This window comes from Shewanella decolorationis (genome assembly GCF_004354305.1).
In the GTDB taxonomy this organism is placed as follows: domain Bacteria; phylum Pseudomonadota; class Gammaproteobacteria; order Enterobacterales; family Shewanellaceae; genus Shewanella; species Shewanella decolorationis.
Window position 1 is genome coordinate 518,928 of record NZ_CP037898.1, and the last position, 22,823, is coordinate 541,750.

Genomic DNA, 22,823 nt, shown 5'->3' on the forward strand with positions numbered 1-22,823 from the left:
AAGTACTTATTCAGTTTTTAAATCTAGTCTTATTCGGTATCAATCGATTAATTGTGTTTATTTGGTTTAAATACTGTTTAATTTTTGATTTTTTAACTTATGTATTAATAGCGTGATTATTAATCGATAATTTTATTTATGATAAAAATCAGTTAAATACAAAATTTTTGTGATGGGTTTGGCTTAATTGAAAATGAAATAAGTAAATTTATTCATTGAATTTACTGCCAGCATGTTTCACTATCCCCGCCTGAAGCGAAAAGGGAATGGCGATTTTGCTCATCAAGGAAGATGAAGAATAAAAGATGAGCTATTTGGGGAAACCACAAGCATGATTAAATCACTTTCGACACGGATCTTTATCGGTCTGTTTGCGGGACTTATTCTTGGCACCTTAGTGCAATATTTTCTAAACGATATTGGCTTCTTTTCTGGCAATTTAGTCGAACTGGCTGGCGGCGTCGGCACCATGTTCGTCAATATGATCATGATGTTGGTCGTGCCTCTGGTATTTGTCAGTATCGTTTGCGGCGTATGTGAGCTGCAGGACTTAAAAAGCTTTGGCCGCCTTGGCGGCAAAACCTTCGGCTTTTACATCGTTAATACCCTGGTCGCTATCTCTACCGCCCTATTAGTCGTATTACTGCTAGACCCTGGTAAAGGCGTCGATATGAGTAGCACCGATGGGGTTGCTATTACCGCGACTGAACTCCCAAGCTTAATGGCGCTGCTAATTGATATAGTGCCGCGTAACCCGGTGGCGGCTTTTATGTCGGGCAATATGCTGCAAGTGATCTTTATGGCACTGATGCTGGGCGGGGTGATTAAATCCCTCGGCGAGCATGTGGCTGGCGCGGTACAAGGTTTTCAAACCGCCAATAAAATCATGATGAAACTGATTTCTGTGGTGATGAGCCTTGCGCCTTATGGGGTGTTTGCGCTGATGTTTAAGTTAGGCGCCACCTTATATGCGGCGGTATTTATCAGTGTGCTCGAATATGTCGTGATCATTCTGGCGCTGTTATTACTGTGGATTTTTGTTGTCTATCCGCTTGCGGTCGGTATGTTCACACCGATTTCGGCCAAGCGCTTTCGCGAGAAAACCCAAGAGCAAGTACTGTTTTCCCTGTCTACCGCCAGCTCTAATGCCACCATTCCTGTAACCATGCGCACCCTAACGGAAAAGCTTGGGGTGAATCGTGCCGTGGCAGGTTTTGGTGTGCCGCTCGGAGCGACCATGAATATGGGCGGCGTGGCGATTTATATCACGATTGCGATTTTCTTTGTTGCCAATGCCTTCGGAATGCCAATCACCAGCGAGCAACTGCCATCGCTACTGTTTAGTATCTTTTTGTTATCTGTTGGCGCGGGTGGTGTGCCTGGTGGCGGCATGGTGATGATTGGGGTGTTAATCCATCAAATGGGTCTGCCGATTGAAGCCTTTGCAATTGTGGCCGCACTGGACCGCATCATCGACATGGTGCTGACCTCCTGCAACGTAGTTGGTGATACCGCGGTATTGACCATTGTCGATCAAACCGAAAAGGCCCATCAAGTCGAGTTGGTTGATAGCGAGTCTTAAGCAACAGAATAAAAAAGCCACTGATTACAGTGGCTTTTTTATTGATTATTTGCGTGTCAGCTTATCCAAGTAGCCCATAGCAAAGGCAGATAACACAAAGGTAATATGGATCAGCAAGTACCACATGATTTTGTCGTTATCGATATTCTTCACATCCATAAAGATTTTTAGCAGGTGGATAGACGAAATCGCCACAATCGAGGCAGCCACTTTGTTTTTGAGTGAGCCTGAATCTAATTTACCCAACCAGCTGAGCTTCTCACTGTCTTCGCCCACATCGAGCTGCGAGACAAAATTCTCATAGCCAGAAAACATCACCATCACAATCAAACCACCAACAAGGGTGATATCAATTAAGGACAGGCTGACCAGCACTAAATCCACTTCACTCATTTCAAAAATGATCGGCAGAATATGGAAGATTTCTTGGAAGAATTTAATGCCTAAGCCCAATAGCACTAGGCTGAGCCCCAAGTAGATGGGCGCCATAATCCAGCGTGATGCATACATGAGCTTTTCAAATATTTGTTCCATATGGAGTAAACCCTTAGTGGTTAAAGCGTAAAAATCAAATCAATGAAGCCAAAACAATAACATACTGGGTTAACGCTGCGCTATCGGCCAATCGCAAAGGCGTGAGGTATATGCAGCTAAGCCCAAGTTGCGGGCTTAGCTGATTTGGTTTTTGTAGTCTTACAGCCAAGGTGAGTTAGGTTAGTGGGGTTAACTATCCCATTTTATCCCTTGCGGCTTCTGGCTAAAGCATTAACTCATTGCCTGCCGCAGGCTTTCGCACTGTTACACCAGTGACTCGCTGTAAATACGTCCCTGTAAGCTCTACTAAAACATCCTGTTTTAGAAGGTCACCGGTGCAACAATGCCAGTTTTGGTGTAACCATTGAGTGAAAAGTTATACTTGTGCTGTTTTTTTGATACCTCGCTCACGCAACGAACGTAAATGCCCTGCGGCAACTTCGTAGGGGATGGTGAACTTCTTTTGCCTTGGTGTTAGCTGTTAGTCCTAAAGAGTTATGCCTGCCCATCTTTCCCCTCTCCTGTTTTTTGAATGACATTTGTCATCCGTAATTGCTGACAACTCACACTGCCGTGATTTAGCGGATGCAGGGATACTTAAGCCATACCAACAAGGAGGCTTAATCATGCAACATCAATCACTGGATCAACAACTTATCGAATATCGCCAAAAACGTGCTTTAGCTATGCCTGTATCAGGCATGATTGTATGGACGCTATTGTTTATCTTGAGTTTTATTTTGCCAGCATCGCAAATGGTGATGGCAACATTTATCGGCACGGGTTCTATTGTCTACCTTGCTATGGGAGTCTCGCGTCTCACAGGTGAGAATATCTCCTTCAAGAAAAGCGCTGATCGTAATTGGTTTGAGACTGTGTTTTTGGCTGCCATGGGGATGAGTTTTTTAACTTTTAGCATCAGTATTCCATTTTTTATGGAAAACTATTTAGCCTTGCCCTTCGCCCTTGCAGTACAAACAGGATTAATGTGGTTGGTTTTCGGCGTGTTAGCGGCGCAAAAGGTGGCGATTGTGCATGCGATTGTGCGCACTGTGGCTTGCGTGGCAGCCTTTATGTTATGGCCTGAGTTGAGTTTTCAGCTTCAACCTTTGATTGTGGTGGTATGTTATGGGTTTTCGATTCCACTCATGGAACGTCGTTGGAAGATTCAGCAAAATCTTTGTGTTGCAAATTAGTTGTTAGTCAGTTTTGCGGCCTTACGGCCGAGGTAAGTCAAAGTCGTGGGGCTTCACCCCACACCGGATAATAATGCTGGTTTGTTTAGCGTTTGAATTGGCAAAGTTATCGCTGTGGGTATGTGAATGATTGCGGCCTTTCGGCCGAGGTAAATCAAAGTCGTGGGGCTTCACCCCACACCCGACCAAGAGGGGATCAACAGCAATTCCCTCTTGGATCTCCCTTGCCGCCCCTAGCGAAGTTAAATGCATTGGTTAGTGGCTTCGTGCTTATTCGAAAATCACTAACGCTTCCGATGGGGCGTCCCTTCCCCCCGAAAGCTACGCAGACGTCCTGTCTGCGTCACGCGATTTTCTTGAACGCCCTTCAGCAACTTCGCAGGGGAAGGTGAACTTCTGTTGCTAATGTATCGGCTGTTCATCTCAAAAGAGTTACCCCAGTTCTATCTTTCATTGGTAGGTTTCGACTCAAAAAATCTTACCTGTATTGCCTGTGACGAGTGGAGTGAGATTTTCTTTAGAGGTTATAAATTTCTAATAATATCAGGTGGTTTATTCTCTTTTTAAAATCATTGAATGCTGTATAATGCGAAAATGGATATTTATAATGGGGAAGATTATGAATTCAACAAAACTAAACATTGGAGCTAAGTTTTCATTGTTTGTTGTTTCATTCTTACCTCTATTTTTATTGCTTGTTTTTTTGCAGTTTTATAGAGGTAATATAAATATTTCACATCCGGAACTATGCGGGTCTTTTTTGTTGCCTCAAATATTTTCATCGGTTTTGTTGCTGGTGAGTTTGGTTGGTGTTTTAGGGTTGTTCTTAACTATTAATAATATGAAAAGGCGAGTTTTTAAGGATGGGTTCACAGGTAGGATTATAGAAATTGAAAATAAAAATAGTGATGTGATTTTGTATTTGTTTACATATCTTGCTTTACTTTCATTCTCTGATATGTCTAAAACTGATAATGTAGTTATTTTATCTACGTTTTTGATTATTACTTATCGTATTTATGTTAATTCTAATATGTTAATTGTTAATCCGGTGCTGGGCTTTTTTAAATATAGTATTTACCAAGTTTCTTATGAAAATAATGGAGTTGCAAGAAAAGGGATGATCATAACTTCTTCTAGTGATTTGAATATAAATGTTTGTTTGAATATGTTGGATTTAGATAAGAACTTATTTTATGTTGAGGTAGCAAATGGATAGTGGGATCGCAACGTTAGATGTATTAAAGCCTGAAGAGTTACTTGAGTACACTGAATTGCTAAATGACAAGGGTAAATCACTCAAATTGTCATTGTTCTTTGTAATGCGTGAACTAAAAGCAGGGGTGAAACCCAATGATCCAGTGATGGATAAATACAACTTCAACTTAGTAAAAGCATCTTTGACTGATGAATTGATTGGACACTTCAGGGGGTTGCTTGCTACTCAGATTGAGAAACATTCTGCAAAGGATGAAGTTGAAATTAGTGAGTATAGGGTTATTGATGATGACTCTGGGGATAAAATTTACTCTTATGCGTTAAATAATGCTTTATCATTTTCGGATGTGGTAACCAATAAAATTGAAGATGATACTAAGTATTCAATAGTTAAAAGTCTTACAGATCTAAAAAGTAGCACTAGTTCGACTGCTGGGCCTAAATTATGGGCATATTGTTTACGTGTGGAAAATATAAATAATAGTGAGATTTTTTACTCATTCAGAAAGATTGCTGATGGAAAATTAATTACAAGCGATCAAAGTATTAGAGATAGGGTTTCGGCACTTTTTGATATTAATCATAAAGAGTTGAAGGCTTTTGATGGAAACTTAATTAATTTTGATGATAAAATTGATTGTGTATGCATAAAAGATAGATTTTATGTTTTTCATAAAAAATCGTTTGAAAGTATCCTTGGTATGGATGAGGAGTTTCTTGAGGTATCTAAAAAGACATTGAAGACAATTCAGTCATCTAATGTCATTGATGAGCATGGTATGGGTATTCTTGACAATCTTATTACCCATAAGCCATCAATTAGAAAACAGTTGATTAGTATCACTGAAAAGAATAATCATCAGGATATTCATATCGAAGAGGTTAACCGTGTTCGCACAGAACAGATGAAAAAAGACCCTTTTGAAATCGAAAATGGAAAAATTAAGTTTTCTTCTGAAAATGCAGAGTCTGATGCAAGGGACTTTTTAAAAATTATGAATGATTATTATAAAAAAGGTCTAACGTCTGGGAAGATTTACAAGACAGATGCTGGCAGTTTAGTTGATAAGTAGGAAAGTTCGGACAGGCGTAATTCTTTCTGAATTTACAGTCCATACAGCATCGACAGGAGTTCACCTCCCCTCGGAGTTGCCGCAGGGCATTTGCGTTCGTTGCGTGAGCGAGGGATGGATGCCGAGATAGCGTCAGTCGAATCAGGGACGAGCGTCTGACGCGATAGCATAAGAACGCTTAATGCCCAAGGGGTTTTCAACTCCGTTAGGGGCGTCTTGGAGCATCCAAGGAGGATAGGACGAGCAGTCCTCCTTGGTCGGGTGTGGGTTGAAGACCCACGACTTTGATTCATCTCGGCCGTAAGGCCGCAATTTCTAATCGCGATTCACAGCGATAACTTTGTTAGTGATACACCAAACAAATCATCACAATTGATTGAGGGTGAAGCCCCACGATCTTGATTCACCTCGGCCGTTAGGCCGCAATGACTCCGGCGGTAAAGCCGCATCTAAACTCAAATGTCGCATTCTGCGACAATAAAAAAGCCACTGTGGTTAGTGGCTTTTATCATAAAAAAATCAAAGCTTAAGCGATTCGGCTTAGTCTAAATCAGGTTCTTCGCTGTAATCCAAACCATGGTAGCTTAGGCAAGCGTCAACTTCATTGGCGCTACCTAGGATAACCGCAACGCGTTGGTGAATTTGCGTTGGTTGAATATCCAGAATGGTTTCATAACCCGTAGAGGCTTTACCGCCAGCTTGCTCGACTAAAAGGGCCATTGGGTTGGCTTCGTACATTAAACGCAGCTTGTATGGCTTTTTCGGATCTTTATTGTCGGTTGGGTAAGTAAAGATACCGCCGCGAGAAAGTACGCGGTGCACGTCACCCACCATGGCGGCAATCCAGCGCATGTTGAAGGATTTTTCGCGTGGGCCAATTTTGCCTAGCAGTAAATCGGCGATATAGGTCTGCATTGGCGCTTCCCAAAAACGTTGGTTCGACATGTTGATGGCGAATTCTTGGGTGTCAGGGCTGATGCTCATGGCCGCGTTGGTCAGTAAAAATTCGTTAGTTTCTGGGTGCAGGGTAAAGAGTTGCACGCCTTGGCCTGTGGTGAGGGCGAGCATGGTTGATGGGCCGTAGAGCACATAACCTGCGGCTAACTGATTGCGACCCGATTGCAGGAAGCTCGCTTCGGTTAACTCACCCTGTGGTGCAGGTAAAACAGAGAAAATTGTGCCGACCAGCGAGTTGATATCGATATTCGATGAACCATCTAGAGGGTCGAAACACACCAGATATTGACCATTGGCGCTGACTTCAACCACATGATCTTCTTCCTCAGAGGCTAAGCCGCGCACTGTTCCGTCGGCTTTTAATGCATCTTTGAGCATATCGTTGGTGATGATATCCAGTTTTTTCTGGGTTTCACCTTGCACGTTTTCCTGTTCGGTCGCGCCTAACACACCGGCTAAGGCACCGTGGCGTACGGCATGGCTGATGGCTTTGGAGGTGTCGGCTAAGGTCAAAATCAGTTGCGAGAGGGATTCGTTCACTGCCTTTGAGGTTAAGTGCTGGGCAAGAGTCTGCATGTTAGGTCCTTTAGGGGTTCAACATTGAGGTCAATTTCATTATTTGCCGCGAATAATAACTCAGTTAGTCGACAATTTCAGCGATGTTGCTGTGGGTTTTACGCAATTTAGGTTGTTACCGTTATCTGTTATCGCAAGGCGATGTTGGTTATCTTGAAAATTGAGCTAACTTAAGAAGTTTGCTTGCTAATTTGTATCTGTATATTGCCTGCGCTTTTTATTTAGGCTTGGCCTCTGGCACAATGGCGGCAGTTTTTTAATCGCCACCTAAAGGCGAATATGCTTCCAAGGAATAATAATGACTAAAAATGGGTTAGCTTCTTCCCTGCGCTCGGTGACATTGGGCGCCTCATCCCTACTGATAGCGAGTCAACTGGCCATGGTTTCTAGCGCGATATTGACCCCCGCCTATGCGCTTGAGGGTGGCACAACCCCGCTGACTATCGAGCGCATGAATGCGTCGCCTGCCTTGGCGGGCACGAGTCCCCGTGGATTAAAGTTATCCCCCGATGGCCAGAGGGTGACTTACCTTGCGGGGCGTAAAGACAACCAGAACTTTTACGATCTCTGGCAGATGGACGTGAAAACGGGCGAATCTAGCCTATTGCTAAATGCCGATAAGCTGGCGAGCAATGAACTGTCCGATGAAGAAAAGGCCCGCCGCGAGCGTCAACGTATTTATGGCGAAGGCATTATGGAATATTTCTGGGCCGACGATAGCAAGGCGCTGTTGATCCCTGCCTCGGGTAATCTGTATTACTTTTCCTTAGCGGATAACAGCGTTAGCCAACTGCCGATAGGCGAAGGCTTTGCCACCGATGCTCGCCTATCGCCCAAGGGCAATTTTGTATCTTTCGTGCGTGATCAAAATCTATATGTGTTAGATCTGGCGACTAAAAAGCTTGAGGCCATGACCACAGATGGTGGCGGCGCGATTAAAAATGCCATGGCAGAATTTGTCGCCCAGGAAGAAATGGCTCGCATGACGGGTTACTGGTGGGCTCCCGATGAGTCGGCCATCGCCTTTACCCGTATCGATGAGTCTGGCGTTGAGTTAGTCACCCGCAATGAAATCTACGCCGATGGCATTAAGCTTACCGAGCAGCGTTATCCGGCGGCGGGTAAAAACAATGTCGAGATCCAACTGGGCGTGGTGACGTTAAGCAACAAAACCATCAATTGGGTCACCTTAAGTGAGGATAAAAATAAGGATATTTACCTGCCTCGCGTCGATTGGTTGCCCGATAGCAAGCATTTATCCTTCCAGTGGCAGAGCCGCGATCAACAAAAATTAGACCTGCAACTGGTGGCGCTCGATGCGCTGACCAAGCCGAAAACCTTAGTTAAAGAGCGTAGCGATGCTTGGGTGAATCTTAACAATGACCTGCACTTCTTAAAGCAACAATCGGCCTTTATTTGGGCCTCGGAGCGTGACGGCTTTAATCATCTGTATTTGTTTGACCTAAAAGGTAAGCTGAAGACGCAACTGACCAAGGGCAATTGGGCGGTCGATGAGCTGGAATATATCGATGAAACCGCAGGTTGGGTGTATTTCACTGGCCGTAAAGATACCCCAATCGAAAAACACCTCTACCGTGTACCGTTAGCGGGTGGCAAGGTTGAGCGCGTGAGCAGCGAGGCGGGGATGCACAATCCGGTATTTGCCGATAGCCAAAGCGTGTATCTGGATTATTTCAATAGCTTATCTCAGCCACCACAGATCAGTTTGCACGGCGATAAGGGCCAACACTTGGCGTGGGTCGAGCAAAACCAAGTCAAAGCGGGTCATCCTCTGTATGACTATGCAGGCTTGTGGCAACTACCTGAGTTTAAAGAGCTAAAAGCGGAAGACGGACAAGTCCTGCAAACGCGCCTCTTTAAACCCGTGCCCTTCGATGCGAGCAAAAAGTACCCCGTAGTGGTGCGCGTATATGGCGGCCCACATGCGCAATTGGTGACTAATAGTTGGAGTGAGCAGGATTACTTTACCCAATACTTAGTGCAGCAAGGTTATGTGGTATTTCAACTGGATAACCGCGGCAGTGCCCACAGAGGCACTAAGTTTGAGCAAGTGATTTACCGTCACTTGGGCGAAGCGGAAGTGAACGACCAAAAGGTTGGCGTCGATTATCTGCGCAGCTTGCCCTTTGTTGATAGCAATAATGTGGCGATTTATGGTCACAGTTACGGCGGTTATATGGCCTTGATGAGCCTATTTAAGGCGCCGGATTACTTTAAGGCGGCGATTTCGGGCGCACCCGTCACTGATTGGCGCTTGTACGACACTCACTACACCGAACGTTATCTCGCCCATCCCGCGAATAATGAACAGGGTTACGAAGCCAGTAGCGTGTTCCCCTATGTGAAAAACTACCAGTCGGGGCTATTGATGTACCACGGCATGGCCGACGATAACGTGTTGTTTGAAAACAGTACTCGCGTGTATAAGGCGTTGCAGGACGAAGGCAAACTGTTCCAGATGATTGATTATCCCGGCTCTAAGCATTCGATGCGCGGTGAAAAAGTGCGTAATCACTTATATCGCTCGCTGGCGGATTTCCTCGATAGACAGCTTAAAAACGGCAAATAACTCACAGTAGAACGCTGTTTAACCAAGCGTATGCAGTTAAACTAGCGCATGCAGTTATCCAAGAGTGAGGCTAACACCTCACTCTTTTTTTACGCGGTATTTGGCTAATACCTTAGCTACCACCTTAGCGAGCACCTGAGTTAACGCTGTGGATAGCGCTTGGTCGTGAGTAAGTGCTCCATTCCAATCGGTGCGCTTAAAGTCTGCGATGGCTATTTAAGCTTGGCGATTCAAGTTTTGCGGGGGTGATAAAGCGGGGCAGAGGGTTTGCCATATTGCAGAGATAAAAAAACCAGATCCGAGGATCTGGTTTTTTATTATTCAAACGGATTTAGAAGATTAGTCTTCTAAGTTACCGCAGAAACGGTAGCCTTCACCGTGGATAGTCGCGATGATTTCTGGCGTATCTGGCAAGCTTTCGAAGTGCTTACGGATACGACGGATAGTCACGTCAACAGTACGGTCGTGTGGCTTTAACTCTCGGCCAGTCATCTTCATCAGTAGATCGGCACGAGTTAAGATTTTGCCTGGGTTTTCAACAAAGTGCAGCATAGCGCGGAATTCGCTACGTGGCAGTTTGTAAGATTCACCCTGTGGGCTCACCAGAGAACGGCTATTGATCTCTAGGCTCCAATCGTTGAAACGGTAGTACTCGACAGAGCTCTTTTCTTCGACTTCGTTACCAGCGCTATTCACACGAGTCAGAAGGTTGCGAGCACGAATCGTCAATTCACGTGGGTTGAACGGCTTGGTAATATAATCGTCCGCGCCAATTTCAAGTCCAAGGATTTTGTCGACTTCGTTGTCACGGCCTGTCAGGAAGATCAGACCGATGTTGTTGATTTCACGTAATTCACGTGCCAACAACAGACCGTTTTTACCTGGTAGGTTAATGTCCATAACCACTAGGTTAATTTTGTTTTCCTGCATAGCCTTATGCATTTCTGCGCCATCATTGGCCTCAGTGACCACATACCCTTCTGCCTCGAAAATACTTCTCAGCGTGTTACGGGTAACGGCTTCATCTTCAACGATCAGAATGTGCGGATTTTGCATATTAATTACCTAAATTTTAACCAATTTTATTCTAACCATAAGAACCACTTACATCGGATCCTTATATTCATAAAATGTTGATACTTCCTCTAACTGCTCTGTGCTTCAAAGGAAAGATCTTTACGGCGACACGTCAGGATGTATATAAAGTGCACGTTTAAAGTGTAATACGTTAAAACGTAACTAGTATCAACTTCGATAAGCAATAGTTATAAATAGTTCCTTAACTATTGTTTTTTTTAAAATGTTTAAATGCTAACTCAAATGTAGAACACATTTTAAAAGATGTCTGGCTAGCTTAAGGTGATTTCGCAGATGAATCTAACAAACCCTTGTCAAGATTAAGCAAACTTAATGTTATCTGCTTAACTAGCCAATGGCGACATTGTACTCGTTTTAGGCATTTGTTAACAAATGAAATGTTAACAAATTTCTCGTTGAGGGCCTGATTTACCATGATATTTACTTTAGTCATTGATTAGTATAACTAATGTATTTCTAATTCTTGTGAGCCAGTTCACGCCTCTTTGGATTTTTGAGGCGCTCTGCTACACTAGCGCGGGTTCATTTTTCGACTAGACTACCAATGGACAACATGACTCAAGATTTGTGGCAGCATTATCAATCGCCGTTGTTTTTGCTTACTCAAGCATTATCCTGTGATTTCTCCTTTGCCGTAATAACCGCCCATAATCCCGCTTCAACCCTCCTTAGTCCCAGCCAAAACCGTTTACTCGACCGCCAACTCCTCCGTGATATTGAATTAATCGGTAGCCCCTATCGTGCAATGGTGGGCGCATCGCCAGATTTATCCCATATGGAAAAGAGCTGGGCGGTGTTTGTGGATAGAAATATGGCGCTGCAGCTAGGGAAAAAGTTTAATCAATATGCCATCTACATGGTTGAAAAGGGCGAGGTGAGTTTAGTGCCTTGCACCTTAACCGGACATACCGAGGTGTGTTTAGGCAGATTTAACGACTATGTTCGCTTAGTTTACGAACTGCCCGATTTAACGACTTAATCTCGTCAGCGCGGTTTCGACTCTCCAACTAAGCTTTGCCTCAGGGTAAGGCTAAGTTGGTTATTTTGTTATTTACGCCATCTCAGTGCTACAGCTTCTGACTTGTCTGCTTTAACTACTCATCTTAAATTCCCATTGTTTTTAAAAGCGTTTATTGAATTTGTATATAGTGTGTGAAATTAGCATTGACTTCATTAGGGGTTTATTGCTACTTTTTTCGTCCCTTTCCGGCGGAAAGGAACAGAAGAGGAGCGTTAACTAGGTAGTCAGTCAGAGGAGCACAAACTCCAGCGATGATTGATGAGGGAGATTAACGCCGAGGCATAGATGTGGTTGCTGCATGTTTATGTCGGTCGCTTAGGCTGAATCCTAACGATTGTCACCTGTAATTGGTGGAGAGCTTCTGGTGACGATTGCTGTTTCCCTTCTATTGGGGTGCGTATCATTGAGCACCAGGCTCTTCGAACGAAGTTAGTTCGGAGCGTAATCATGTTAGTTAATCAATATCTTATCCTTGTTTGTGCCGTGTCTTCTGCTTCTGCGGAGGTACGATAATGTCTCTTGTTGTCGCAAAATTTGGTGGTACCTCTGTCGCCGATTACGGTGCAATGAATCGCTGCGCCGATATCGTACTGGGCAATCCCGATTGCCGTTTAGTGGTGGTTAGTGCCTCCAGTGGCGTGACTAACCTTTTGGTTGAGCTCACCCAAGAGTCGATGAACGACGATGGTCGTTTACAGCGCTTAAAGCAAATCGCGCAAATTCAATACGCAATTTTAGATAAACTGGGTCGTCCCAACGATGTAGCCGCGGCATTGGATAAGCTATTAAGCCGTATGGCGGTATTGAGCGAAGCGCTAGCATCCCAGCGCAGCAAGGCCACCATGGATGAGTTATTGTCCCTTGGCGAGCAGTGTTCGTCGGCATTATTTGCGGCGGTATTGCGGGAAAAAGGCGCTAACTCGAGTGCCTTTGATGTGCGCCGTGTGCTGCGAACCGACAGCCATTTTGGCCGCGCCGAGCCACAGGTTGAGCAAATTGCCTCTCTCTCACGTGAGCATTTACTGCCGTTGTTATCTGAACAAGTGATTGTGACTCAAGGTTTTATTGGTTCAGATGAAGCCGGACAAACCACTACGCTTGGCCGTGGCGGTAGTGACTATTCTGCGGCACTGTTAGCCGAAGCCTTAAAAGCCTCTGCGGTTGAGATTTGGACCGATGTGGCCGGGATTTACACGACCGATCCGCGCCTTGCGCCAAACGCCCATCCTATAGCCGAAATCAGTTTTAACGAAGCCGCCGAAATGGCGACTTTTGGTGCTAAAGTGCTGCATCCTGCGACGATTCTTCCTGCGGTGCGCCAACAAATTCAAGTGTTTGTCGGCTCAAGTAAGGAGCCTGAAAAGGGCGGCACGTGGATCCGTCATCAGGTTGAAGATGCGCCCGTGTTTCGCGCGGTTGCGCTGCGCCGCGACCAAACGCTACTCAATTTACACAGCCTGCAAATGCTGCATGCACAGGGCTTCTTGGCGGAAACCTTTGCCACACTGGCAAGACATAAGATCAGTGTGGACTTGATCACCACTTCCGAAGTTAACGTATCGCTCACCCTAGATAAAACCGGCTCTGATTCTAGCGGCCAAGGGCTGTTGAGCGAAGCGCTGTTGCAGGAATTATCACAGCATTGCCGTGTGCGTGTTGAAGATGGTTTAGCACTGGTGGCGATTATCGGTAATCGCATCGCTACGACTGCGGGCATTTGCCGCCGGGTGTTTGAAGTGCTTGAGCCCCATAATGTGCGCATGATCTGCCAAGGTGCCAGCCCACATAACTTGTGCGTATTGGTAGCCGAATCTGAAGCGGCGCAAGTGGTTAAAGCGTTGCACGAAAATCTGTTCGAAGGCGTGTAATATGCAACCGATTGCATCGTCTTTAACCATTGGGGAGCTTGCCGCAGGGCAAGCACTCACCCTGCCGATTTACCACTTTAAGCCAAGTGGTCATGTCGCTGGCCCTAAAGTGTATATTCAGGCCAACGTCCACGGCGCAGAGGTGCAAGGTAATGCGGTGATTTATCAATTGATGAAGCAGCTCGAACACTGCGATATCTTAGGGGAAATTACCTTAGTGCCCTTAGCGAATCCGCTGGGAATTAATCAAAAGAGTGGCGAGTTTACACTGGGGCGTTTTGACCCTATCACAGGGGCAAACTGGAACCGCGAGTACTTAAATCACTCGATTGATTTGCCCGCTTGGTACCGTGAGCATGCCGAGCTTAGCGATAGCGCACTTATCCAAGCTTACCGCAGCACCTTAGTCGAGGCGTGTCAGCAGCGTTTACGCAACGAGTGGGGCGTGACGACGGGTCACAGATTAGCGGTTAATCTGCAGGCCATGGCACACGAGGCGGATATAGTATTGGATCTGCATACCGGGCCTAAATCCTGTAAACATTTGTATTGCCCAGAATATGACCTTGCAGCGGCGCAGTTTTTCTCGATTCCTTATACCTTAGTGATCCCCAATAGTTTTGGCGGGGCTATGGATGAAGCGGCATTTTGCCCTTGGTGGCAATTGAGTGAAGTGGCGAAAGCGCAGGGTAGGGATCTCGAGATTGCCGTTTCTGCTTTTACCTTGGAACTGGCGAGCCAAGAACGCATTTGCCTTGAGGATGCTTTAGTCGATGCCAAAGGCATTTTGGCCTATTTGAGTCATCGAGGGGTGATCGCCGAGCGAGTCGCGCCCGCAAAGATGCCGCGTTTTGGCTGTTATCTTAAGGATTACAAAAAGTATCATGCGCCCATGGCAGGATTAGTGGAATATGTGGCGCCCGTGGGAGAGCCACTGGCGGCGGGTGAGACCTTAGTTAATCTGCTGCGCCTTGACTTATATGGCAGTGAGCGGGAGCTCACGGCGCTCAGTTTGCCGCAGGATTGCGTGCCCATACTCCATTTTGCCTCGGCGTCAGTGCATCAAGGTACTGAGCTTTATAAAGTTATGACGAATCTGTTTGAGTTGCCACAGTAACGGCAATAGGTAAAACAAAACGCCAATCATGAGATTGGCGTTTTTTATTACAGTCTACAACCACTTAAAGCGATAGAAGAGCGCCATTTGCAGGGCGACCAGCGAGATAAGAATGCCGCAGAAGGTCGCAAAGGCCCAGGTATTATCCGCACCGGGAATGCCACCAATATTCACCCCAAGCAAGCCGGTTAAAAAGCCCAGCGGCAAGAAAATGGCCGAGACTAAGGATAAGAAATACAAGCGCTTGTTTAGCTGCTCCGATTGCTGGCTGAGTAACTCTTCTTGGGTCACATTGGCCCTATCACGCAGGGCGTCTAAGTCTTCAATAGTGCGAATAAGTTTGTCCGTGGTTTCGCGCATCTTGAGTCTTTCTGGCTCGTTAAATAGCACAAACTGATCGGACAGCATCTTAGCGAATGCTTCTTTTTGTGGCCCTAAATAGCGGCGCAGCGCCACGGTTTGCCTGCGTAGCTCGGCGATATCTGTGCGTAAATCTTTCACATTACCTGAAACAACTTGTTCTTCTAAGTCAGACAGTTGTTCTTCGAGTGTGTCGATAAAATCCACTTTGCGGGTGGTGAGCCTTTCACATACGGCGACGATAAAGTCTCCCGTGGTGGTGGGGCCTGCGCCTTCCATAATGAGTTCGGCAACATCTTTGACTGAGAGCAGCTCGCGATCGCAGGTTGAGATAATTCGTTGTTTATCCGCGTAAATACGCACTGCGACCATGTCTTCTGGCGCTGAATTGGGGTTTAAGTTTACCCCGCGCAGGGCCAGCAAGACGCCTTCGCCAGCCAGTACGGCCCGCGGGCGAGTATCCTGGGCGAGCAGTGCATCGGTTTCGACTTTATTCAATCCGCTGTTTAGCACCCAGTGGCGGGCTTTTTTGTGGCGATAACGAAGGTGTATCCAGATCAGTCCATCTTTAGGATCCCAGGTTTCAAGTTCTTCTGGGGTTAAGGTTGACCCCGCGCGCGCGCCGCTAAGCACTAAGCTGTAGATAAATCCATCGTGCATTACGCATTCCATCTCTTGCTAAATCATGGCTTCAAGCTAACTGATTTCGTTGTAAAAATGAAGTCTAGGCGACGATTGTGCTGACAATCGCAGCCCTTGGTGGGGCTAAATTGCTGGCCAAGCAAGTTACGATGAAATAGATTAAAATTAGCCATAGTTGTAATGCATTGAGAAGATAAAATGGAATATGAATTTCGGCGTAACAGTTTGACGGGCACTTATTTAGCCAGCTTTAGTATGGACCATGAAGTGCTGGGCCAATGGTTTACTGAGGAGTTGGGGCCAGAGTTAGCCAAAATTCAACAGGTGCTCGATATTATCAAAGAAATTCAAGCAGGTAAGCGTGATTCTTGGCGGTTAATCGGCGGCGATCTCACCCTGGATCTGGATGAAGAACAGGCGCGCATTTATGCCAATGCTTTAGGATTTGAGCAAGAGTTTGAACTCGAGGAATCGATGTCCCTCTACGATGCGGAATCGGAAGCCTATTGTGGCTTAGAGGATTTAGAGGAAGCCCTGTTAAGTTGGTATCAATTTGTGCAAACGGGGCGGTAGCTCTGCTTTCAATTTCGGTAGTTAATAAAGGCAATCGATTGATTGCCTTTATTTTTATCTTCGCTTGGTATCAGGAGGTTTCTGTATCAGTTGTTCAGATACCTTACCGCCATTTCGGTTCTCGACTTGGCATTGGCCTTACGCAGCAGGTTTTTAACATGCACTTTTACCGTGCCTTCACTGATATGTAAGTGCTCTGAAATCATCCGGTTGCTTAACCCTTCTGCAAGTTGTTGCAGTATCTGTAGCTCCCTTGGCGTGAGGCTTGAAATCCATTCCTGCTCATCGGCGGCATTTTTAAGCTCGTACAGATATTCTTCAACTTCTTTACTGATCACTCTATGGCCTAACATGGCATTTTTAAGCTTATCGAGCAGCAAATCCGGCTCGGTATCTTTCAGCAAATATCCATCGGCACCGGCGCGCAGTAGTCGAATAACATCTTGTTTGGCATCCGAAACGGTGAGGATCACAATTCTTGAGGTTACACCCTCTTGGCGCATGGCGTTGAGGGTATCTAGCCCAGTCATCCCCTTCATATTCAGATCGAGCAGTACAATATCGGGTTCATCGGTGGCGACGGCGCTTAAGGCGTCTAAGCCACCGCCGACTTCGCCAAAGAGACTAAAGTCCGGATCGGAGGCGATCAGCTGGCAGATCCCTTTTCGTAGGAGGGGGTGGTCATCGACCACTAGGATTGAATAAGGCTTACCCATGTGTAGGCTCCTGTTGGGAAGGGAAGATTAAAGTAACTTTGGTTCCCTGTGACAAATTGGATTTGTGAGTCGATGCTAAGAGCGCATCGGAAGGTGTTTGCTCTTGCTGTTGGGTCATTTTAGCGCTACTAGTCTGCGCATCATTGCTGCTAAATACAACAGTGCCGCCTAACTTACTGGCACGCTCATGCATAATGCCTATGCCGAAGTGTTGATCCCGCTCTTTAATGTGGCCAATGCCAACACCGTTATCGCTCACACTGATATTGACCATGCCATTATCGTCTTTATAACAGCGAATATTGATTTGGCTGGCATTGGCATGTTTTATCGCGTTGAGTGTGGCCTCGCGGGTAATTTGCAGAATATGGATATGTTGCTTTGCCTCGAGCCACTGGGGTGAGAGTTTATAATCGAGATGAATTTTGATCTCGGTATTGGCCCTAAGTTGCTCTAGCATAGCCTCCATCGCGTTCTTCAGGTTCGGTTCTTTGATGGTTAATCTGAAGGTGGATAATAACTCCCTGAGCTGTACATAGGCTGTACTGACGCCTTCGTTGATCTCCGTCAGTTGCCCCTCGATCGCAGGGCTGCGGCAACTATGATCTAAGTTTTTGCGCAGTAAACTAATTTGAATTTTGAGGAAGGACAGCACTTGGCCGAGGGAGTCATGCAATTCCCTAGCAATCACTCCGCGCTCTTCCATCAAGGCCAGTTGTTGGCGTTGCTCGGTGGCATTATGGATAACGATGGAGCGAGTGAGCATGATGGCGAAGTTTTTAAACAGCGGCGTATTCGTATCCTGCGCTGAGATAAGCTCTAAGTAACCTAAGTCGGCCTGCTCAAATTGCAGCGGAAAGCGGGTGCTGTTTTGAGTATCTTCCGGCCAACCACCATCGGCTTCAACCACTTCTAACTCTTGCTCTGGGTACTGAATAATCAGCCTTAAATAGTCGATAGACTCATAATCTTTTAATTGATTTAACGCCGCTCTAAGTGCCTTGTAGTCGAGTTTATTCGCATTTAGTGTCAATAGGTTATCGTATAAAAACGCGAGCTCATTGTTTGCTCTGGTGAGTGCTAGGGTCTTTTCGGCCACTTGGGATTCTAAGTTGCCATACAGGGTTGCTAACTCGCGGGCGGTTTTTTGCAGCGCATGGGTCAGGGCGGTGAGCTCAATATATTCGGTCTCGGGCATTTCTATCTCAAAGTTACCCTTCGAAATGGTGTTGGCCGATTCCATTAACTGCTGTAAGGGGACAACGACTTTTCGCTTGGTAAAACGTACCGCTAAAAAGGCGATGGCGAGCATCAACCCAAGCCCAAAAATCTGACTCGCGGCAAGCAGGCGCAGCTTAAAGGCGGCATGGTGCTCCATTTCTAACACCAACAAATCAATGGTATCGACAAAGTCTTTAAGCGAGGCGGCGTAATCGCGGGAGTTTTCCTGCTCAATGTAGTACTTCATCACCAGCCATTTATCGATGACGAGTTGATACTGATCGGCGATCTTTTTCGGGCTAAGCCAACCCGTGGAAGGTTGCAAGGCTTCGGAGTGCAAGGTGTTTTCAAACTCGGCAATCTTCTCTTGGGCGGCGTCACTGCCCGAATTGGCATAAAACATCAGCCGGTAACTTTGCATCCGCAGGGAACCCGAGGCGTTGATGGCCTTTGCATCGCCTAAACTGTAAGACAAATTGATGATTGCGAAGATAGCTAAGCTGCTTGAAAGCAAAATCAAAACTAACATTAAGCCGAGAATTTTTGAGGTAAGACTGCCTCGTTTCATATGTCCACTACCTAGATTACAACCACTGAGTTAATGGTACTTTAGCCGTGTTTTTTACATTAGAAAATAATGTATTACATTAACAAAAGCATAAAAATGTGAACAACAACACTATTACATTTTGATCTAGCGCAAACTTCGTTCCAGATACCCCCTAAGAGGTATATTTTTGGCGGTATTTAGCTACTAACTTTGACCTTGGAGATGTCGTGACTCACTAAAATAATGCAACACGGAGATGAGATGATGAAGAAGATGACAGGTAAGTCCTTTGCACTGAGTGCATTGGTTGCCGCCAGCTTCATGGCGGCGGGTGCGATGGCGAGCGATAAGACCGAGCCTCGCAATGAAGTTTATAAAGATAAGTTTGCTAATCAATATAATAGCTGGCATGACACCGCAAAAAGCGAAGAGATCACTGACGCATTAGCGGGTGATCCAAGCTTAGTGATCCTGTGGGCTGGTTATGGTTTTGCTAAAGACTACAACGCACCTCGCGGCCATATGTATGCCGTGACTGACGTACGCGACACGCTGCGTACTGGCGCACCAACTAGTGCTGAAGACGGCCCAATGCCAATGGCCTGTTGGAGCTGTAAGAGCCCTGACGTACCACGCCTGATCGAAGAACAAGGTGAAGACGGTTACTTCAAAGGTAAGTGGGCTAAAGGTGGTCCAGAAGTCGTCAACACTATCGGTTGTAGCGACTGCCACGAAAAAGGCACCCCAAAACTACGCATTTCACGTCCATTCGCTGAGCGCGCAATGGAAACTATCGGCACACCATTCGACAAAGCTTCGAAGAAAGACAAGCAATCTATGGTTTGCGGTCAGTGCCACGTTGAATACTATTTCGAGAAGAAAGAAGATAGAAAGAACTTCGTAAAATTCCCTTGGGATTCAGGTACTACTGTTGAACAAATGGAAGCTTACTACGATGCTATCGAGTTCTCTGACTGGACTCATGCGCTGTCTAAAACGCCAATGCTGAAGGCGCAACACCCTGGTTATGAAACTTGGAAACTGGGTGTACACGGTAAGAACGATGTGAGCTGTGTTGACTGCCACATGCCTAAAGTGACTAACGACAAAGGCCGTAAGTACACAGATCATAAAGTGGGTAATCCATTCGATCGCTTTGAAGAAACCTGTGCAACTTGCCATAGCCAAAGCAAAGAGTTCTTACAAGGCATCACTAAAGAGCGTTATGCCAAAGTGAAAGAGTTAAAAGCTCGCGCTGAAGGTCAATTAGTGAAAGCACACTTCGAAGCGGCTAAAGCGTGGGAAGTGGGTGCAACTGAAGCCGAAATGAAGCCAATTCTGACTGACATCCGCCACGCTCAATGGCGTTGGGACTTCGCGATTGCTTCCCATGGTGTTGCGGCTCACGCGCCTGAAGAAGCACTGCGTATCCTAGGTACTGCGGTTGATAAAGCGGCCGATGCCCGTGTGAAATTAGCCCAATTACTGGCGAAGAAAGGCGTGACTGACGCGGTTGCTATTCCTGATATCTCTACCAAAGCTAAGGCTCAAGCTGCACTGGGTATGGACATGGACAAGATGAATGCAGAGAAAGAAGCATTCAAGAAAGACGTGTTACCTAAGTGGGATGAAGAAGCGAAAAAACGCGAAGCAACTTACAAGTAAATATTCTTGAATATGAGCTAACCCCTCAGAGCAAAGCCCCCGTAACTCAGGTTACGGGGGCTTTTTATACCAATCGTATTAAATATTTGTTCATTCAGCGGGAGTTAACGGGCTTTATGCAAGGCTAATGCTTTGAATTAATTGGATGTTTAATGTGATTGGTATTATTACTGTACTCGTGCGTATAACGGCTATTAATTTGGCTCAGTTTTATAAAATGGCGTTGACTGACGTCGAATAAAGTCATGTTCAAACTGTTCTGGCGTAACGGGTTTGCCATAGAGATAGCCTTGTCCGTAATTACAGTCCTCATTGCAAATAAATGTGTCCTGAAAGGTATTTTCAACGCCTTCTGCAATGACTTTTAGTTTAAGTTTTTTCCCTATCGCAATCATAGCTTTAGTGAGCTCTCGTGCTTGCTCGCTATGTTCGAGTTTGCTGATAAAACAGCGATCGATTTTCAAAGTATCGAAGGAATACTTTTGCAGATAACTCAGTGAAGAGTAACCGGTACCGAAGTCATCGAGTGAAATATGAACCCCCAGTTCCTGTAGTTGCGAAATCGCATGATGGGCTATGTGCTCATCCTGTAGCAGCATTCCCTCTGTAATCTCTAGCTCAAGAGCGGTTGCGGGTAATTGATATAGGGTCAAAAGCTCGGCGATATGTTCACCAAAGCGAGGATTACGCATTTGCACTGGAGAGATATTAATGGCGATTTTAAAGTCTCGTTGCAATATCTGGCACCAATAAGCAGTTTGCTTTAGGGCTGAGTGCAGAACATAGTTGCCAATTTCAATGATTTGGCCATTACGTTCGGCTAATGCAATAAATTGATCTGGTGCCACTTGACCTAGCACTGGGTTATACCAGCGTAATAGGGCTTCTGCACCTATAACTTGGCGTGTGTTGAGTTCGATAATCGGTTGGTAGTGGAGGCTGAGTTCATGCTTTTTAAGCGCATCGACTAAGTAGGATTCAATTTGGTAGCGCTCATTAAGTATGCTTTGTGTTTGTTGATCAAAAAAACTGTAACTGAGTCCTTCAGCTTTGCTGATTGTCATGGCCGCTCCCGCTTTTTGTAGAAGTTGGGCGGCATCAATTCCATCGTTAGGTGCTTGGGCAATACCAATTGAGCAATGTAAGCTTATGATAAGATTTGCAATCCCAAATGGGGAGTGGCAGCAATTAATGATTTGCTCGATAAACTTATGCGTCTCTGTATGAGAGGAATTATTGGCTTGCACTAAAACAAATTCTGCTCCAGCAATACGGGCAATAAAGGTGTCATTTGAGGTGCTATGTTGTAAGCGCTGACCTAAGGTTGCGAGAATTTTGTCACCAATTAAATAGCCGTAGCTGTCGTTGATGGATTTAAAATTCCGTAAGCCAACATAAAAGACAGATATTTTTTGCTTGCGATTAATGTCTTCTAGCATGTTCGCCAGAGTATTAATCAAATTGGGTCTGTTAGGTAATCCCGTCAGCGGATCGTAGCTCTTATGATACTCAAGTGAGCTTTCAGTGTTGGTGCGGGTTTCGATTTCGCGAATTAATTTGGCACTCAATTCAGCTAATTCGTAGGTTCGTTGTTGCACTTTTACTTCGAGTTGCTGGTTATGTAGCTGTAATTTTGCCTGTTGGTATAAAGTAATTAGATTAGTTTCGATAGCATTCTGAAACCTTGCCAGCAGACTGCGGAACTGTTGGCTGTAGTTGCGTTCTTTATTGTCTAGCATACAAATAGTGCCGAAAGTCGTGTTATCGGGCCAATGCAGTGGCAGACCGCAGTAGGCTATCATCCCCAGTTTTATATCGGGATTTTTATCCCAATTTGCATCCTTTAATGCGTTAGGAATATGGAGCTCCCGGCACTCTTTCATCACGGTTTCGCAGTAAAGCCCATGCCCCAAATGTTCTCTATCTTGAGGTTTGTAGGGGTTTCCTTGGCTATGGCTTGAGGCAAAAACTTCAATTTCCGTAGGATGAACCCGCATAATGAGTACGGCTGGGGTATCAACGATCTCCGATATTAAATCTAAGGTTTGTTGCCAATTTTCAAGCATGTTTGGCGGCACCATTATCTTGTTTGCATCAATACCTAAGTCGGCGTACAACCGCTCTTTTTGATCCTGTTGGAGTGCGAAGTGGTAGGGCATAGCGGTTCATCCATAAAGCTCGATACTATTTATTGACTATAGTCTTTTTATCTCTATGTGGGGTGTTAATCACAGCCTGAATCGTTTTGAAATGTAAAATATATGTT

Annotated in this window: 17 protein-coding genes and 1 riboswitch; of the genes, 10 read left to right on the plus strand and 7 right to left on the minus strand. The window is 45.5% G+C overall.

The window, feature by feature from the left end:
* Positions 1 to 331: 331 nt before the first annotated feature.
* The gene (locus tag EYR25_RS02250) at positions 332 to 1,582 is read left to right on the plus strand and encodes a dicarboxylate/amino acid:cation symporter (protein ID WP_133178392.1); all 1,251 of its coding nucleotides are present in this window, start codon (positions 332 to 334) and stop codon (positions 1,580 to 1,582) included.
* Positions 1,583 to 1,627: 45 nt separating this feature from the next.
* Here the strand turns inward: EYR25_RS02250 and EYR25_RS02255 are convergent, their stop codons facing one another.
* Positions 1,628 to 2,116, minus strand: coding sequence for a TIGR00645 family protein (locus tag EYR25_RS02255; RefSeq protein ID WP_133178394.1), 489 nt, complete (start codon positions 2,114 to 2,116; stop codon positions 1,628 to 1,630).
* Between the two features lie 626 nt (positions 2,117 to 2,742).
* Between EYR25_RS02255 and EYR25_RS02260 the strand changes: the two genes are divergently transcribed.
* The 3 genes from EYR25_RS02260 to EYR25_RS02270 all read left to right on the plus strand — a co-directional run bounded on the left by EYR25_RS02260 (position 2,743) and on the right by EYR25_RS02270 (position 5,603).
* A complete protein-coding gene (locus EYR25_RS02260; RefSeq protein ID WP_133178396.1) occupies positions 2,743 to 3,312 on the plus strand; it encodes a DUF7010 family protein in 570 nt (189 codons plus the stop codon).
* 619 nt (positions 3,313 to 3,931) lie between these two features.
* Positions 3,932 to 4,531 carry a hypothetical protein gene (locus EYR25_RS02265; RefSeq protein ID WP_133178398.1) on the plus strand — a complete coding sequence of 200 codons (600 nt, stop codon included), beginning with the start codon at positions 3,932 to 3,934 and terminating at the stop codon, positions 4,529 to 4,531.
* Positions 4,524 to 5,603, plus strand: a complete 1,080-nt coding sequence (locus tag EYR25_RS02270) for a Kiwa anti-phage protein KwaB-like domain-containing protein (RefSeq protein WP_099457460.1) — start codon at positions 4,524 to 4,526, stop codon at positions 5,601 to 5,603. The genes EYR25_RS02265 and EYR25_RS02270 overlap by 8 nt, the downstream gene beginning before the upstream one ends.
* Positions 5,604 to 6,143: 540 nt before the next feature.
* Here EYR25_RS02270 and EYR25_RS02280 read toward each other — a convergent pair.
* Positions 6,144 to 7,136 carry a class 1 fructose-bisphosphatase gene (locus tag EYR25_RS02280; RefSeq protein ID WP_133178399.1) on the minus strand — a complete coding sequence of 331 codons (993 nt, stop codon included), beginning with the start codon at positions 7,134 to 7,136 and terminating at the stop codon, positions 6,144 to 6,146.
* Positions 7,137 to 7,434: 298 nt separating this feature from the next.
* On the opposite strand from EYR25_RS02280, the gene EYR25_RS02285 reads away from it, so the two are divergent.
* Entirely contained in the window at positions 7,435 to 9,726 is a 2,292-nt protein-coding gene (locus EYR25_RS02285) for a S9 family peptidase (RefSeq protein ID WP_133178400.1), read from the plus strand.
* A 339-nt stretch (positions 9,727 to 10,065) separates the two neighbouring features.
* Here the strand turns inward: EYR25_RS02285 and arcA are convergent, their stop codons facing one another.
* A complete protein-coding gene (gene arcA, locus EYR25_RS02290; protein ID WP_007644695.1) occupies positions 10,066 to 10,782 on the minus strand; it encodes a two-component system response regulator ArcA in 717 nt (238 codons plus the stop codon).
* 586 nt (positions 10,783 to 11,368) lie between these two features.
* Here arcA and EYR25_RS02295 point away from each other — a divergent pair.
* From EYR25_RS02295 to EYR25_RS02305, 3 genes are all read left to right on the plus strand, one after another.
* Positions 11,369 to 11,803 carry a DUF3293 domain-containing protein gene (locus EYR25_RS02295; protein WP_023268699.1) on the plus strand — a complete coding sequence of 145 codons (435 nt, stop codon included), beginning with the start codon at positions 11,369 to 11,371 and terminating at the stop codon, positions 11,801 to 11,803.
* Positions 11,804 to 12,039: 236 nt separating this feature from the next.
* A riboswitch (Lysine riboswitch) is annotated at positions 12,040 to 12,214 on the plus strand.
* 143 nt (positions 12,215 to 12,357) lie between these two features.
* The gene (lysC, locus tag EYR25_RS02300) at positions 12,358 to 13,713 is read left to right on the plus strand and encodes a lysine-sensitive aspartokinase 3 (RefSeq protein ID WP_133178402.1); all 1,356 of its coding nucleotides are present in this window, start codon (positions 12,358 to 12,360) and stop codon (positions 13,711 to 13,713) included.
* 1 nt (position 13,714) lies between these two features.
* Complete coding sequence (locus tag EYR25_RS02305; RefSeq protein ID WP_133178404.1) at positions 13,715 to 14,830, plus strand: succinylglutamate desuccinylase/aspartoacylase family protein; 1,116 nt, start codon at positions 13,715 to 13,717, stop codon at positions 14,828 to 14,830.
* A 54-nt stretch (positions 14,831 to 14,884) separates the two neighbouring features.
* Here the strand turns inward: EYR25_RS02305 and EYR25_RS02310 are convergent, their stop codons facing one another.
* Positions 14,885 to 15,850: a zinc transporter ZntB gene (locus tag EYR25_RS02310; protein ID WP_133178407.1), complete on the minus strand. Its 966-nt coding sequence runs from the start codon at positions 15,848 to 15,850 to the stop codon at positions 14,885 to 14,887.
* Between the two features lie 180 nt (positions 15,851 to 16,030).
* Here EYR25_RS02310 and EYR25_RS02315 point away from each other — a divergent pair, with 180 nt between their 5' ends.
* A complete protein-coding gene (locus EYR25_RS02315; protein ID WP_023268695.1) occupies positions 16,031 to 16,405 on the plus strand; it encodes a YacL family protein in 375 nt (124 codons plus the stop codon).
* Positions 16,406 to 16,491: 86 nt separating this feature from the next.
* On the opposite strand, the gene EYR25_RS02320 is transcribed toward EYR25_RS02315, so the two are convergent.
* Both EYR25_RS02320 and narQ read right to left on the minus strand, forming a co-directional pair.
* Entirely contained in the window at positions 16,492 to 17,121 is a 630-nt protein-coding gene (locus EYR25_RS02320; protein ID WP_133178409.1) for a response regulator, read from the minus strand.
* On the minus strand, positions 17,114 to 18,910 hold the full coding sequence (gene narQ / locus EYR25_RS02325) for a nitrate/nitrite two-component system sensor histidine kinase NarQ (RefSeq protein ID WP_133178411.1): 1,797 nt from the start codon (positions 18,908 to 18,910) through the stop codon (positions 17,114 to 17,116). The genes EYR25_RS02320 and narQ overlap by 8 nt, the downstream gene beginning before the upstream one ends.
* Before the next feature lie 243 nt (positions 18,911 to 19,153).
* Between narQ and nrfA the strand changes: the two genes are divergently transcribed.
* Entirely contained in the window at positions 19,154 to 20,557 is a 1,404-nt protein-coding gene (nrfA, locus tag EYR25_RS02330) for an ammonia-forming nitrite reductase cytochrome c552 subunit (protein ID WP_133178413.1), read from the plus strand.
* A 194-nt stretch (positions 20,558 to 20,751) separates the two neighbouring features.
* On the opposite strand, the gene EYR25_RS02335 is transcribed toward nrfA, so the two are convergent.
* Positions 20,752 to 22,716, minus strand: coding sequence for a bifunctional diguanylate cyclase/phosphodiesterase (locus EYR25_RS02335; RefSeq protein WP_133178415.1), 1,965 nt, complete (start codon positions 22,714 to 22,716; stop codon positions 20,752 to 20,754).
* Between the last annotated feature and the right edge of the window lie 107 nt (positions 22,717 to 22,823).